The sequence below is a fragment of the Brevibacillus choshinensis genome (genome assembly GCF_001420695.1).
GTDB lineage: Bacteria > Bacillota > Bacilli > Brevibacillales > Brevibacillaceae > Brevibacillus > Brevibacillus choshinensis.
Genome location: NZ_LJJB01000007.1, coordinates 485,549 through 500,324, shown reverse-complemented (window position 1 = coordinate 500,324; position 14,776 = coordinate 485,549). Strand labels below are relative to the sequence as shown.

At 50.1% G+C, this 14,776-nt stretch carries 11 protein-coding genes; 4 read left to right on the top strand and 7 right to left on the bottom strand.

The genetic code is table 11. The features are described 5' to 3' along the window. Positions 1–44 precede the first annotated feature (44 nt). The 5 genes from AN963_RS02380 to AN963_RS02360 form a co-directional block, all read right to left on the bottom strand. Positions 45–632 carry a TetR/AcrR family transcriptional regulator gene (locus AN963_RS02380; protein ID WP_055742964.1) on the bottom strand — a complete coding sequence of 196 codons (588 nt, stop codon included), beginning with the start codon at positions 630–632 and terminating at the stop codon, positions 45–47. A gap of 192 nt (positions 633–824) precedes the next feature. Next, positions 825–2,528 carry an AMP-binding protein gene (locus AN963_RS02375; RefSeq protein ID WP_055742963.1) on the bottom strand — a complete coding sequence of 568 codons (1,704 nt, stop codon included), beginning with the start codon at positions 2,526–2,528 and terminating at the stop codon, positions 825–827. A gap of 214 nt (positions 2,529–2,742) precedes the next feature. Beyond that, positions 2,743–3,732, bottom strand: a complete 990-nt coding sequence (locus AN963_RS02370) for an LCP family protein (RefSeq protein WP_055742962.1) — start codon at positions 3,730–3,732, stop codon at positions 2,743–2,745. 132 nt (positions 3,733–3,864) lie between these two features. Continuing rightward, positions 3,865–5,040 (bottom strand): thiolase family protein, encoded by a 1,176-nt coding sequence (locus AN963_RS02365; protein ID WP_055742961.1) that lies wholly within the window; start codon positions 5,038–5,040, stop codon positions 3,865–3,867. A 71-nt stretch (positions 5,041–5,111) separates the two neighbouring features. Then, positions 5,112–6,038, bottom strand: coding sequence for a 50S ribosomal protein L11 methyltransferase (locus AN963_RS02360; RefSeq protein ID WP_055742960.1), 927 nt, complete (start codon positions 6,036–6,038; stop codon positions 5,112–5,114). A 434-nt stretch (positions 6,039–6,472) separates the two neighbouring features. Here AN963_RS02360 and csaB point away from each other — a divergent pair, with 434 nt between their 5' ends. Next, entirely contained in the window at positions 6,473–7,576 is a 1,104-nt protein-coding gene (gene csaB, locus AN963_RS02355) for a polysaccharide pyruvyl transferase CsaB (RefSeq protein ID WP_055742959.1), read from the top strand. Between the two features lie 21 nt (positions 7,577–7,597). After that, on the top strand, positions 7,598–8,446 hold the full coding sequence (locus tag AN963_RS02350) for a class I SAM-dependent methyltransferase (RefSeq protein WP_055742958.1): 849 nt from the start codon (positions 7,598–7,600) through the stop codon (positions 8,444–8,446). A gap of 204 nt (positions 8,447–8,650) precedes the next feature. On the opposite strand, the gene AN963_RS02345 is transcribed toward AN963_RS02350, so the two are convergent. Next, positions 8,651–10,288, bottom strand: a complete 1,638-nt coding sequence (locus AN963_RS02345; protein WP_055742957.1) for a putative polysaccharide biosynthesis protein — start codon at positions 10,286–10,288, stop codon at positions 8,651–8,653. A gap of 175 nt (positions 10,289–10,463) precedes the next feature. On the opposite strand from AN963_RS02345, the gene AN963_RS02340 reads away from it, so the two are divergent. Further along, the gene (locus AN963_RS02340; RefSeq protein ID WP_055742956.1) at positions 10,464–11,840 is read left to right on the top strand and encodes a phenylacetate--CoA ligase family protein; all 1,377 of its coding nucleotides are present in this window, start codon (positions 10,464–10,466) and stop codon (positions 11,838–11,840) included. Here the strand turns inward: AN963_RS02340 and murJ are convergent. Then, positions 11,815–13,341, bottom strand: coding sequence for a murein biosynthesis integral membrane protein MurJ (gene murJ / locus AN963_RS02335; RefSeq protein WP_055742955.1), 1,527 nt, complete (start codon positions 13,339–13,341; stop codon positions 11,815–11,817). The two genes, AN963_RS02340 and murJ, sit on opposite strands and share 26 nt — an antisense overlap. 168 nt (positions 13,342–13,509) lie before the next feature. Here murJ and AN963_RS02330 point away from each other — a divergent pair, with 168 nt between their 5' ends. Further along, complete coding sequence (locus AN963_RS02330) at positions 13,510–14,772, top strand: O-antigen ligase family protein (protein WP_055742954.1); 1,263 nt, start codon at positions 13,510–13,512, stop codon at positions 14,770–14,772. Positions 14,773–14,776 lie beyond the last annotated feature (4 nt).

The window sequence follows — 14,776 nt, the reverse complement described above, 5'->3', positions numbered from 1 at the left end:
TCATTGTAACAAAGGTCACCAAGCAAAAAAAGCTTTTTCTTTCATCATTTTCCCTTCATGCCGTACAGGAAGAGGTTATGAACGGATTCCGTATGATAGACCAGGTCGTACTTGCACTGTTTCATCACCCAAGACGTCGTCACTTCATCCAGCGTACCAAAAATCATTTTCCGCGCCACCCGCACGTCGATGTCGGGATGGAATATTCCTTTGTCGATCCCTTCCCGGATCACTTCGTCGATCAGATCAAAGTACTGCTTCATAACATTGCCGATACCTTCGCTGATATGTGGATTGGACTGGCGCAGCTCGATCTGCGTCACCTTAGCGAAATCGTGATCCAAAGATAATTGGCTAAAGTGCGCATGTACGAGTACATACAATTTTTGCTCGATGGATGATGCTTCTGCGATATGTCTCCGGTTTGTTTCAACAAAATTGCCCATTTTTTCGTTGAACAGAGAAATCAAGATATCATCCTTGTTTTCAAAATAGAGGTATATGGTGCCGTCCGCTACCTTCGCCTCTTTTGCAATCTTAGATACTTGGGCGTTGTGATAGCCCTGCCGAGCGATGACGCGTACAGCAGCATCAATAATGGCTTGATACTTTTCCCCCGTTTTCTTTGCCATACGTACCTCCATGTTTACTAGCAATGACAATAAAATGAATGACCGTTCATTCATGTTCAGTTTATACCAGTCTATGGTCTGTGTCAATCGTACGCACGGAGAGATTGCAGAATTGTTTGTACAGTTCGGGCATACTCAATCTAGAAAGGTCCATTCCCCCTAAAGGAAACGGACCTATTTTGCTAGCTATACTTAGCTGGTTTTGATTTGATTGTCTTCTGCTTCACGCCTTTTTTTGTCTTCGTCCTGCAATTGACGGCGAAGCACTTTACCAACCATTGTTTTGGGTAGATCGGCGCGAATCTCATACTTGCGCGGGATTTTATACGCAGCCAACCGTTGCCTGCAGTGCTTTTCCAGCTCTTCTTCGCTTGCGTGCTGCCCCTGCTTGAACACCACGAACGCTTTGACGGTTTCTCCGCGATATGGATCCGGCACCCCAATCACTGCTGCTTCCTGTATGGCAGGGTGTTCGAAAAGCACTTCTTCTACTTCACGCGGATAGATGTTGAAGCCACCCGCGATGATCATGTCCTTTTTCCGGTCCACGATATAGAAGTAGCCTTCTTCGTCCATATATCCCATGTCCCCGGTCAGCAGCCAGCCATCTTGCAAAATCGCTGCTGTTTCTTCCGGGCGGTTCCAGTAGCCCTTCATCACTTGGGGTCCCTTTACAGCCAGCTCACCTACCTCGCCTTGGGGCAGTGCTTCACCCGTAGCGGAATCAACGATGCGGCAGTCAGTATCAGGCCAAGGCAGTCCGATGCTGCCAGTAATACGCTTGCCCCAGATCGGATTGGAGTGAGTCACCGGAGAAGCTTCTGTCAGACCGTAGCCTTCCACGAGCTTGCCGCGCGTCAGCTCCTCAAATTTGTTTTGTACCTCAACTGGCAGTGGAGCTGATCCACTCACACAGGCCTCGATGGAGGAGAGGTCATGGTTTTTTAGGTCAGGATGGTTGATCAGTGCGATGTACATCGTAGGTGCGCCTGGAAACAAGGTGGGCTTTACCTTGTCGATCATGTCAAAAATTTGCTTTACATCATACTTGGGCACGAGAATGATTTCAGCTGCGATCGAAATTCCTTTGTTCATGACAGTCGTCATTCCGTACACGTGAAAAAGGGGCAATGCACCGAGTATGCGTTCTTTCCCTTTTTTCAGCTTGTAAAGAACAGCCTGGCATTGAATCGAGTTGGCGATGAGATTGCCGTGGGTCAACATGACACCTTTGGCTACCCCCGTCGTACCTCCTGTATATTGCAGTAATGCGATGTCTTCCTCCGGATCGACCTGCATTTGCACAGGAGTGGTAGCGCTTTCTTTTACTATAGAAAGAAAAGGCTCAACTTCGCTGCCGTATGAGACCTGCGGATTGTGCCCTTCTTTCTTTTGAACGAGTGGATACAGTAGTTTTTTAATAAAGGGAAGGAAATCACCAATACTCGTCACAATGAGTCGTTTTAATGGAGTAGATGCCTTTATGGAAGAAACTCGCTTGTAAAGCAGGTCCAGCGTAATGATCGTTTCTGCTCCCGAATCGTTCAGCTGGTGAATCAGCTCCCGCTCCGTGTAGAGAGGATTGGTCATGACGACTGTGGCACCTGCGAACAAAACACCGTAATAGCTGATGACAGCCTGCGGAATATTGGGCAGCATGATGGCGACGCGATCGCCTTTTTTCACACCGCGACTCATCAACGCATGGGCAAATTGATACGACATCTGCAATAGATCACGATAGGTAATGCGCTTTCCCATAAAATAGATCGCGTAACTGTCCGGGTAGTCTTTGGCAGACTGTTCCAGAAAATACGTCAATGGAACACGGGGGTATTCCAGCGACGGTGCAGTTTCGGGCGGGTAATTGGCAATCCAAGGCTTGGCATCTGACATGGGTATTCCCTCCATCCCTTAATGGCCTTGCCTCTCCCGTATGATCTACATTCATAAGCTCTTCCTTTCTACATTTTATTCGAAAAATAGCTAATTTTACAACTAATTCACTGATTTATATCCAAATTTTATTCATTGGTATTGTCCTCCCTTTCCGAAATACAAAAAAGGAAGGTACGTCGGGTCCGCCGCCTTCCTCTTCACTCTGTCTTTTTTATTGGGTCATTGCCTGGACAATTTGCTGATGGACACGCTCCCGCTCCGTGCTAGGAACCAAGTGATACCAGCCGAGGATGCCATTGCGCCAGATACGTTCATCCTGTCCGATTAGCGTATCGGTATGGATCATGTTGGGGGTCGGGTCGCCATACGAAAGGAGCAACGAGGCGATCTCGCCCTCTGTCAAATCTGTCTTGACGTGGTTTCCTACGATTTCCATGAGCGAAAATGCTTTGGCGTACGCTTGTACAGACGCGCCTTTGGTTGCAAGCGCTCGGACAATTTCCTGCTGGCGGTTGATGCGTTGATAGTCACTGTCTTCCTTGCCCAAGTCACTCTTGCGATAGCGAGCGTAATCTAGGGCCTGCTCCCCGGAAAGGTTCTGCAGCCCTGGCTTGATATCGATGTATGTGTCATCACTTGGATCACTGTACTTCATCCGCTTTTTGACATCCACAGGCACGCCACCCAGCTCATCGACGATTTGCCGGAAACCATCAAAATCGACAGACATATACCGATCGATTTTCACATCTAGAAATTTTTCCAGTGATTCCTTCACCATTTTCGGGCCACCGAAAGCCATGGCATGGTTCACTTTATCGTATCCTTTTCCACTCAGCTCCATATAGCTGTCACGTGGAATCGAAATCAGGTAAGCAGCTTGCTTGGATGGATGAACGGCGGCCAGCATGATCGTATCGGAACGTGCACTCTCTCCGTCCCTGCTGTCCACACCGAGCAAGAGCATCAGAAATGGCTTTAATGGCTCGCTAGCGGTCAACAGATCGCGAGGGGGTAAGGTAACGGTTGCTTGTTTTACAGTCCCTGCCCTTCCCTCGATAGGTGCATACCATTTCTGCGTCATCTGTTTGTACTGATAGGCTGTGTACGCTACCGCTACCAACGCCCCAATGGCCAGGCACGATATCGTATGAAATGCGATCTTTTTCCCATGTTTCTTCATAAATGAAAGTAGCATCATAGCAAAAAAGCCTCCCCTTCGAGCAAAACCCCCGTCTAGGCTTGCATCGACAGGGACTTGCTTCCATTCTTAACAGGGGAGGCTCTATTTAAACCTTATGGGATGCGCATTTTCATAGGTAACTGACGTACATTAGTCGCGTTCGACGACCATTGCCATCCCCATACCGCCACCGATGCAGAGGCATGCAAGACCCCGTTTGAGCTGACGACGCTGCATTTCATGCAACAGAGTGATGACGATCCGGCATCCAGTCGAACCGACAGGATGGCCTAAAGAGATGCCGCTTCCATTTACGTTCGTAATCTCTCTTGGGAGTTCCAGCAGTTTTTCGACTGCCAAATACTGAGCGGCGAATGCTTCATTGACTTCAATCAACTCGATGTCAGCCAAAGACAGACCTGCTTTTTCCAGCGCTTTTTTGACGGCTGGTACAGGACCGTAGCCCATCAAATCAGGCTCGACACCCGCCCAAGCCCAGGAGACGATTCTACCCAGCGGTTTGATCCCCAGTTCTTGTGCTTTTCCTTCTCTCATCAGAATCGCTGCAGATGCTCCGTCGTTGAGTCCGGAAGCGTTGCCTGCCGTCACGGTTCCATCTGAACGGAATCCCGGTTTCAGCTTGGCGAGCCCTTCTAACGTCACGTCACGACGTGGGAATTCGTCGGTGGTCACCAGCGTTTCCTCTCCCCGTTTCTTTACAGGCACTCCGATAATTTCTTCTGCGAACAGTCCATTGTCAATTGCGCGGATTGCATTTTGCTGGCTGCGCAAGGCAATTACGTCCTGCTCCTCACGGGTGATGCTATAGCGGTCTACCAATCGCTCCGCCGTTTCTCCCATCAAGATTTGATGGTGAGGATCCGTCAGCAGCTCCCACATCGCATCTGTCATTTCACCGTGTTGAAGACGTTTGCCCCAACGAGCATTTTTCAGCACGTAAGGCGCATTACTCATACTCTCCACTCCGCCGGCAATGACGATCTCACTGTCGCCAAGCAAGATTTCCGACGCACCACTCGCAATCGCCTGCATTCCGGAGGCGCATTGTCGTTGAACAGTAAAGCCTGTCACTTCCTTGCCCAGACCTGCATCGAGAGCGGCTACACGCGCGATGTTCGCTTCATCACTTCGTTGAATGCAGTTCCCGAGGATCACCTCATCGATCTGGGAGCCGTCTACCCCTGACTTTGCCAGTACACCGCGAATGACCGTTTCTGCCAGCTTGCGAGCGCTTACATCTCTTAGTACACCACCGAACGAGCCGATCGGCGTGCGTCCAGCAGCGGCAATGACCACTTTCTCCATTTATTTCCCCTCCGCTTTTCATTTTTTTCTATTGTCGCATATGTTAGTTACAAGTTTGCATCCTGAAAACACTATCTCTGTTTTCTCAGCATGACGGTAATCCATTCGTCGGTTTGACGCTCTTTTTCCAGTCGGTAGCCTGCTTGTTCATACATAGTGATCACGTGATCCCGGTTCCATTCTACGATCCCCGAGAGCAAAAGTAATCCCTCTGGCGCCATGTGTCGCTCTACTACGGGAAGCATAGCGATGTCTTCATCGCCACCAATATTCAGTAAGATCAGGTCAGACATCTCCGGTAGCCGATCCGCGACAGAGGGCTCCTGAGCATCCCCGATCACCACGTTCACCGTTGACTCTGGCAAGTGATTGTTAGTTGCATTTACCAGCACCTGGTATTCACTTTGCGGATTGATATCCACTGCGCAAACAGGCTGGCTCGCTCCATTCAGGACGCAATACAAGGAAAGAATTCCTGAGCCCGCTCCAATGTCCAGGACGCGTTTGCCTGTCAGAGAAAGCTCTTGGAGGAACAGGAGCATATCCTGAGTCGTGCCGTGATAGCCAGTACCAAAGGCAGCGCCCGGATCAATCCACAGAATGTGTTCAGCTGTTTCCAGTGCCTGAGGATCGGTCCACGTCGGAGCAATCCACCAATTGCCTACCTGTACCTCACGAAACTCTTCTTTCCATGAATCATTCTCTTCCGGTACGAGTTCCACCTCTTTTAAGGACACATGACCTTTCCATCGCTGAATGTATAACCGGAGTCTTTGCGTATGCGCTTCTTCGCTATCCTGCATCGGCTCGAATAAATAACCGACGACCGGCCCATCCGTATCTTCCGCGAAGTCGTATCCGTTTTCCGTCGTCAGCACCTCGATTTGTGGTTCGATCCAGCCCAGCGTGTATGGACTGGTCAACACCTCCGCGACAAACGGGTCCTCTGTTTCTCTCTCTATCAACAACGTGTATTTCAGCCACATATTTTCCGTCATTGTCTTGCTCCTTTCCGTGTGCCGTCCTTTGACCTTTCCAGCACGTCTTGATCGTTAAAAGACTTCATTTATTGCCACGCCCTGTATCCATCTGCCAATGGCACGGATACTAGTGTGCATGGTATGATAATAGAATGGACTATTTTTCCGTTAGGAGGTTTACCATGTTTGACGAGTTTTTTTATCGACGCCGAAAAAATAAAGGACTGCTCATCACGATGATTGCCTTGATCGTACTCGGAATCGGCATGTTTGCGCTGGGCTTCCTCTATATGTTTTCGTAAACGCAACCCTTTCATTATACCCTACTCAAGCCTGGTGCAATGTAGGGATATCAAGTTTTTACTAGGGTTGCTTTACTTCCCCTTGTTTACTCGATTATACTTGAGAATGTATTTTTCCTGTACGTTTGATATAGAAAGAAGGTTCACTCCATGTCGCGAATTCTCATCTCCGGGTACTACGGCTTCAACAATGCCGGAGACGATGTGGTCCTGTACGGCATCATCAGCTCCCTCAAAAGGGAACAACCCAATATTTCCCTGGCCGTTTTGTCCAATCAACCAGATCGTACAGCGGAATTGTTTGGGATTGAGGCGTATGACCGCTGGAGCTTCGGTACCATCGTCCGCGAGCTGATGCGAAGCGACATGCTGGTGATGGGTGGCGGTACGCTGATGCAAGATGTTACCAGTCCGCGCAGTGTCCTCTACTATTTGGGCATCGTCACTATCGCCAAGCTGCTGGGCAAACCTGTCGTCTTTTACGCACAAGGTTTTGGGCCAATCCTAAAGCCACTTAGTCGATCCATGATCAAACGGGTGGTTAATCGGGTAGACGTCATCACCGTACGTGATTACGAGTCGGGCGAAGACTTTAAATCCTGTGGGGTTAAAAAAGCACCCATTCATATAACTGCTGACCCTGCTCTGACCATATCTCCAGAAGATATTTCGGACGAGCGTGGCAAAGAGCTGCTGCATGGTTTGTTTACTGACCCTGACAAGCCGCTTGTCGCTATTTCCGTCCGTAACTGGAAGCAGGAACAAGCATTTAAAGAGAGCATAGCCCGTGCTGCTGACTGGTTTATTCGACGCGGCTGGAACGTGCTGTTCTTGCCCATGCATGTCCCGAGCGACCTCGCTCCTTCCAAAGAAATCATGGATCAGATGCAAGAGTCCGGGGCTCGGTTACTCGATGCGCCTGTCACCTTCCATGATATTATGTCTGTTCTGAAGCAATGCGACTACGTCGTGGGCATGCGCCTGCACTCTTTGATTCTCGCTTGCATGCTGCGGACGCCTTTTATCGGAATATCCTACGATCCAAAAATTGATCGTTTTGTGGAGCGTGCCGGGATGCCGAATGCCGGCCATATTACTCAGCTAGATGAAACCTCTTTGCTCGCCCTGCTGACCGAGAGGCTCGACCGCCTCGAACAGGAAGTAGAAGTGGTATCCGAACACTCCCGTCTTCTCGAAATAGAAGCAGCCAAAAGCAGCGAATTAGTCCTACAAGCGCTGCACAAAAAAGGCTGACTTGAAAAGGAGGACTAGCAGATGTCCGTTTCCTCTCAACTTTTGATAGGAATGAATCGATTATTCCCTCTCCCGGTCCATCCATTTAACCTGGCCAACAACGGAGAGATGAGCTATACCGAATGGCAATTTCAAAAAGGGGACCAGACCATTCAGTTCTTCCTCCCCTTCCACTCCCAGGAGCAGATGTTCCGAGACAAAACCGTGCTGGATATCGGCTGCGGTGGCGGTGGAAAAACGTGCTACTACGCGACTTACGGTCCCAAAAAAATGATCGGCATCGACATTGTCCCTCACTACGCCGAAGAGGGAAATGACTTTGCTAAACAAAAAGGGCTCTCTGACGTCGTCTCTTTCATGACAGGGGACGCGGCTCGGATGACGTTCGAAGACAACACCTTTGACACGATCATCATGAATGACGCCATGGAGCACGTTGGTGAGCCTGAAAAGACATTGGAAGAGTGCTTCCGTGTATTGAAGCCAGGAGGTCATCTCTACATCAACTTCCCACCTTACTACCATCCGTACGGTGCCCATCTCTCGGATGCAATCGGAATCCCTTGGGTTCACGCCCTCTTTTCCGAACAGGCACTGATCGATGCGTACAAAGAGCTCGTTCGCGATTTGCCAGACGGTTCTGACCGTATTTCTTTCCGTTTTGACAAACGTCCTGACGGTAGCGATACGATCTCGTACATCAATCGCATGACGATCAAACGCTTTCGTCGGATTCAGCAAGGAGTCACACAGCCTGCTGTCTACCAAAAAGAGATTCCTTTACGCAATCAGCTCAAAGGGTTGGTAGAGCTCCCTGCGTTTCGCGAGTTCTTTGTCAAAATGGTCGTATGTGTGTACCAAAAGAAGTAGAGATTTCCCATTAGAAAACTTGGCTCCGCCAAGCCTTTTGCGGAGCCTTAGTACCCAAAGGGCACAAGTCTTGCTATCTCACTTCGTTCGAAGTCTCGCTATGTTGCACTTATACTGGATAAGAATCTTATAAATTCTTATCTGTATAAAAAAGGGTGTCCCCCTGTCTCATGCAGACAGAAGGGACACCCTTTTTGTGTATCGTTACTGTATCTTTGATTGCGTTTCTTTTTTACGAATCGCATTCATCAAGGTTCGGAGTTTGTTTCCACCAGGCAGCCAATCTAGCTCTTTGTCCTCAATCAGTGGGATTAACAGCAGCAGACCTAAATAGACAAACAAGCCAACTCCGACTCCCGCGACAGTCTCAAAGGCACCCAGCAGGCGTATTTTTTCTTTGCCTGCGAGCAGAAAACCAGCGGCTTCCGTAGCGCCCCAAGCCAAAAGCAGCATCAAGTTTGCCACTAGCAGCGGGTATAGCGTATCAAAACGCCAATTGATCGGGACTACTACCAGTCGATTGATCGTCCGCATGTTGAGGATGCAGACAAACGCTGTCGCACATAACCAGGACAAGGAAAGACCGTCCATTCCCAACAAGGAAGTAAATACGAGGGTAGCCGCCACTTTTACCAAGACTCCGTAGAGCAAATGACGTGCAGGGATCTTTTCCTTGCCGATCCCTTGCAAAATACCGTTGGTCGCCAAGAGCAAGGACAGAGGAATCGCACTGATCCCGAGAATGGCCATCGCCCGTGTGCCTTCCATGTCCCCGTAAAGAGCCAGATTCGCCCCCTCCGCTACAGCAGTCAAGCCTAGTCCAGCTGGCAGACCGATCAGCCATGCAAAGCGCAGCGAAAGCTTCGTCAAGGTCGTGACACGCTCATTGTCTTTTTGCCTCACTGCTTCCGCAATCGCCGGTACGATCGATAGCGCGATCGACGAACCGAACAGGCTCGCCATTTGCAAGAGTGGGCCTCCCCGGCTGTAGATTCCGAACCACGTATCCGCCGTCAGACCATCGACATTCCAGATATAGCGAAAAATATTAATGGCGAGAAAGGAGTCGGTCAGGCTGAAAATCGGAATGACCAGGGCACTGACGCAGATTGGCCACGCAATCCGCCACATCGATGCAAAGAAAGCACGATCGTACCACCAATCCACACGATTCCATTGCGCTCCTTGGAACACTGAGTTCTTTCGGTTATGCAACCACATCAGCAGTGCGAGAAAACCAAGACTCAAAAACGTGCTGATCATCGTTCCGAAGTTTACTCCAGTGATGACCGTATCCGTGTCTTCTCCAAGCGACACCAGATAGAGTGAAGCGACCAGGATAAACACCACTCGCAAGGTCTGCTCGACAATCTGGGACAGTCCCACGAACATCATCTTCTGATAGCCGTAAAAGAACCCGCGAATCACGGCAATCAGTGGAACAAATAAGAGGGAAAGGGAAATCGCGCGTATCGGCTCAATTAAATGAGGATTCCCCATTAATTTCGCAATCAGTGGTGAAGTGACGTACAAAATCGCAAACAGGGCGATACCGATAGCTCCCATCATCACCATGCTGCGAGCCAATATTTGGCCGACGGAGACTTGTTTACCCTCAGCTAGTGCTTCTGCGATGACCCGTGATAACGCCACAGGAACACCTGCTGTAGCGAGAATCAGAAAGGTCAAATAGAGCGGATATACCTCTTGGTAGAGACCGAGACCGTTGTCCCCTACGATTTCCTGCAGAGGAATTCGATAGAACATCCCGATCACTTTGGACAAAATTCCCGCTACAGCGAGAATTAACGCGCCTGCGAGAAAATGACTTTTTTTCAACATGGGAAACTCCTTTATAGGGGGGCGTCCCCCGAATCGACATGAACCCACTCTCTATCCTACTATCATTTACCCTTTCCAGCAAACAGGTATAACGATGGAATTTGGCAGGAATACTGATGAAACACAGATTCCAACGACTTCTTAGAATCGTCTGCCATGAACAGGAGGGGTAATCATGCCCGTAACCGGTTTTTTGATCCGTCACGTACAGTGGCCATTGATGGAGCGTCTGAAGGAAAATCGCACGCGCCACTATTTACGAGAATTGCAGCACGCACAGAAAGTATCGCATGAACAGTTGCTAGACCGGCAAAGCCAGAAGCTAGGTAGACTGCTTCAGCATGCGGTTCAAAACGTACCTGCCTACGCTTCATTCGCGGCGGATTGGGACCATAGTCCTGTTACACCCGAGCGTTTTTTGCAGCGACTCCCTGTCCTGACCAAAACACATTTTCGCCAGTATGCTGACGAGTATTTGACAAAGGGAGCTCTGTCAAACAAGCTGATTGGAAATCGCACAGGTGGCTCGACCGGAGAACCGACCCGTTTTTACTTGGATCGTCTAGCCGTGGAACGATACGAAGCAGCGCGCTGGCTCGGTCTGTCCTGGCACGGCATTCAGATCGGCGACCCTTGTGTGATGATCTGGGGCTCTCCTCTGGAATTAAACCAGCAACAAGCTCGACAATACAGATGGAAGGAACGCTGGCTCAAAAACCGGCTGCTTCTCTCTGCCTACGAACTGGATGAACGAAGGCTGGAAACGCACCTCACTCTGATCCAACGATTTCGTCCCGCTTACTTGTACGGTTACGCTTCTGCCCTCCACACGCTGGCGGAGATGATGCTAAACCGCGGCTGGACGGTAGGTGTGCCATTAAAAGGTGTCGTTTCTACAGCGGAAAGTCTGCATGAGCATCAGCGCAAAAAAATCGCCGAAGCCTTCCTAGCTCCTGTCATCAACGAGTACGGAGCCCGTGACGGAGGAATTATTGCTTTTCAATGCTCCGAAGACAGAATGCACGCTTTTAGTGAAAACTGTTATTTGGAGGTCGTCGATCCGATCACGAGCCTCCCGCTCTATCCTGGTGAATCCGGGGTATTGCTCGTCACGGACCTGCACAATACCGTCATGCCACGCTTGCGCTATCAGCTAGGAGATATGGTCGCCCTTTCTCCTGATGCCTGTTCTTGTGGTATTAACTATCCTCTCCTCGAAACAATCGATGGTCGAGAAGACGACATGTTCATCTCTCAAAATGGCCAGTATGTGCACGGGCATTATTTCAATCATATCGTGCGGAACCTGGAAAGCTTTCGCACCTTCCAGATCATCCAGCACGAGCCGCAGAGCCTTAGCCTTAAGCTGGTCAAGGAGCCAGGACGTTTTCACTCTGCTGATGAAGATCGCCTCCTGGCAGGTATCCGTACGGCTCTGGGTGAGGTCAGCGTACAAGTGGCGTACGTCGACCAGATCGCGCCTACAGGATCAGGAAAATTCCGCTACGCGATCCGGGAATGTCCGCTTACGAGCGCCCAGCCGATGGAGTAGATCGTCTGCGTACTTTTTGCAGCAGCTCAGACACGAGTGGCTCACGCAGAACGGCCAATACAGCCAAATAAATCAACGCAGCTCCTCCGATACCGAGGGGCAAATAGATCCATAGAGGTAATAGCGACAACCAAGGGTCTACCAAAACGATGGCCCCTCCCATCACGACACAAGCGAACAACGTCTTTGCTAGCGTCTTGAGAAAGCCTGCCTGAACGGGTCTACCCACCGCTTTCCAGAGCAAAACGAAGAGCAAGATTGCCTGACTGAGAGCAGACAAGGCATTGGCGAGTGCGATTCCGCCGTGTCCCATCACTGGAATCAACAACCAGTTGGCGACAGCGTACACCCCGATTCCAATCGCTCCGATCACGACGGGTGTACGTGTGTTTTCCAACGCGTAAAAAGCGCGAGTCAATAAATCGCGGGCCGCCAAAAAGTAAAGACCTAGCCCATAGAATGGTAAAGCCCAAGCCGTCAAAGCGACGGAGTGTTCATCAAAGGCCCCCCGTTCGAAGGCGAGCCGCACGACAGGCTCCGCGTACAAAGCAAGACCAACTGTCACAGGAATGAGCAAGATCAGCAGATAAGCAAGCCCTTTTTGCAGGATTTGCTTCATTTCTTTCATCTCTCCACGCTTCACGTGGCTCGCGAGCAAAGGGAAGAGCGGCAAGGTGAATGCTCCTACAAATATTGCCATGGGCATCTGTACGATTTGGTTGGCGTTGGCCAGAGCAGAAATGACGCCTGTTCCTACTCCTTCGGCGAAGCCCCTCTCCAGAAACGTCGTTGCTTGTGCTACGACAGCCCCGATGAGAATAGGAATGACCCTCTCCCCCATTCCTTTTAGGGCAGCATCATCACGCCACTCAAAAGACAAACGATGCTCGTAGCCAAAACGGCGCAAGGTCGGAATCATGGTCAGCATCGCAGCCAAGTACCCGAGAGAGGTCGCAATCGCAAGTCCATTTGGACCGTACGCCGGAACTAACAGATACATACTGACGATGACTACCGCCCCATTCGCGACGGTCCCGAGTGTTGGCGTAAAGAAATGCTGATGCGAGTTGCAAATACTCGACCACAGCCCTGTCAAACCTATAAAAATCGCAGAGGGCCACATCCACCGTAGCATGTCAGCTGTCAGGTCCAGCTTGGCTCCGGTCAGGCCAAACATCGCAGCCATTTCCCTAGAAAAGCCCACTCCCAGTCCCGCCATTACGACGAAGACGACGAGTATGATCGTCAGCATTTTGTGGTACAGCTCAGCTGTTCGCTGCTGTTTTTCCATCAGTCCACGCATGGTCGGAATGAGGATGGCATTCACAGCACCCGGCACGACCAAAAACAACGTGAGAGGAATCGTCGCTGCAATATTAAAAGCATCCGACTCCATCCCTGTCCCGTACAAGCTGGAGAGGTAGATACTGCGAAAAAAGCCCAGCAGCCTTCCAACCAGCGTCAGCACGACAATCATTGAAGCGATTTTTAACAAACTCATGTACCTTATCTCCAATCCCTAGTAAACGACGAATGCTGTTAATACCTTGCTATCATATCTTATTTCCACCGTTCCTACCAACCACTTTCCTGCCCTGCTTGCGGCAAGCTAGATGGATTCATTATAATAGACAGGTTAATCCCTGCATGTAGGAGGACTACAAACAAAATGAGAGAAACCGTGTTGAAGTGGGGAAGCCAATCAACCACGTGGTTGTATTTGCTTTTGGCCTATCCTGTCATTGATTATGTGTTGCGGAAAATTCTACCGATTCCCGTCGTTTCATCTTTTTGGGATGAGGCATTGCTCCTCGTCCTGATGGCATTCACGTTCATTGCCTATTTTCAGGGCAAACGGACGATGCCTCCGATCAAGCATCTCTTGATCGCTTTTCTGGTTCTCGGTATCGCCTTGATGGTGACTGACATGGCCAACTGGGATGCCAGCGTAGAAGGCTTCCGCTCGGTCTATCAGTACATCATCGCCTTTTTAATGGGATTCTACCTCCTGCAGTCGATGGAGCAGCTAGACAAGCTCATGAAAGGACTAGCTCTGGTTGGATTTTTGGCCGGACTGGTCGGTGTCATGCAAGTCGTAATCGGTGTGAAAACACCTGAATCCTGGGTACAAGAAGGCGAGGCCGTCACGACTCGTGCCTTTTCCTTTGTGACCAGTCCGAACGTGCTAGGGAGTTATATGGCCTTGATCGCCCCTGTAGCTGCCGGACTGTTTTTGAAGGCACAGACTCGCAAGGAAAAGGTGCTCTGGGCTGTCGTAACACTCACGTCATTACTTGCCTTGGTCATGACTGGATCGCGTGGCGCCTGGTTTGCGCTTGCCTTCTCGTTGTTCATTTGCTGCTACATATGGAAAAAGCGTATCGCTCTATATCTGGCGCTTGTAGGTGTGATCTGTGCAGTTGGCCTGTTCTTTGTACCTGAATCTGTTCCCCTTGTCGGAAAGGTGAGCAACCGTATCTTTACTTTGTTTACCCCCGACTATTTCGAATCGAGCATGAATGGCGGACGCCTCGGACGATGGGGTGAAGCTTATGACAAAATGCGTGTGGAGCCTCTGTTTGGCGTCGGTCTCGGCCACCATGGCGGAGCGGTTGCGTCTCGACATTTCGGCACCATTTATTCGGACAGCTACTTCTTTAAGAGTCTCGCAGAGTTTGGATTGATCGGAATCATCATGTTGATCGGTCTCGTCGCCCAGATCCTGCGCTATGGAATCAAAGTGATTCGAAGCATGACCCAATCACCTTATTTCTTCTCCCTATTGGGCCTATTTGGCGGACTGTTTGCCGTGGCCCTGCACAATCTGGTGGAAAACATTTTTGAGGTGCCTTTCTTGGCCCTCTACTTCTGGCTGTTCGGCGGCTTCTTCTGCGCATTGTACGTCGACCAGACACAAACAAAAAGGTGGTGAATCC

Excerpts from the sequence above, each read along its gene's own strand:
- murJ (WP_055742955.1), bottom strand. The coding sequence starts at position 13,341 with ATGAGTTTGTTAAAAATCGCTTCAATGATTGTCGTGCTGACGCTGGTT.
- AN963_RS02350 (WP_055742958.1), top strand. The coding sequence starts at position 7,598 with ATGTCCGTTTCCTCTCAACTTTTGATAGGAATGAATCGATTATTCCCT.
- AN963_RS02330 (WP_055742954.1), top strand. The coding sequence starts at position 13,510 with ATGAGAGAAACCGTGTTGAAGTGGGGAAGCCAATCAACCACGTGGTTG.
- AN963_RS02360 (WP_055742960.1), bottom strand. The coding sequence starts at position 6,038 with ATGACGGAAAATATGTGGCTGAAATACACGTTGTTGATAGAGAGAGAA.
- AN963_RS02380 (WP_055742964.1), bottom strand. The coding sequence starts at position 632 with ATGGCAAAGAAAACGGGGGAAAAGTATCAAGCCATTATTGATGCTGCT.
- AN963_RS02340 (WP_055742956.1), top strand. The coding sequence starts at position 10,464 with ATGCCCGTAACCGGTTTTTTGATCCGTCACGTACAGTGGCCATTGATG.
- AN963_RS02365 (WP_055742961.1), bottom strand. The coding sequence starts at position 5,040 with ATGGAGAAAGTGGTCATTGCCGCTGCTGGACGCACGCCGATCGGCTCG.
- AN963_RS02370 (WP_055742962.1), bottom strand. The coding sequence starts at position 3,732 with ATGATGCTACTTTCATTTATGAAGAAACATGGGAAAAAGATCGCATTT.
- csaB (WP_055742959.1), top strand. The coding sequence starts at position 6,473 with ATGTCGCGAATTCTCATCTCCGGGTACTACGGCTTCAACAATGCCGGA.
- AN963_RS02375 (WP_055742963.1), bottom strand. The coding sequence starts at position 2,528 with ATGTCAGATGCCAAGCCTTGGATTGCCAATTACCCGCCCGAAACTGCA.
- AN963_RS02345 (WP_055742957.1), bottom strand. The coding sequence starts at position 10,288 with ATGTTGAAAAAAAGTCATTTTCTCGCAGGCGCGTTAATTCTCGCTGTA.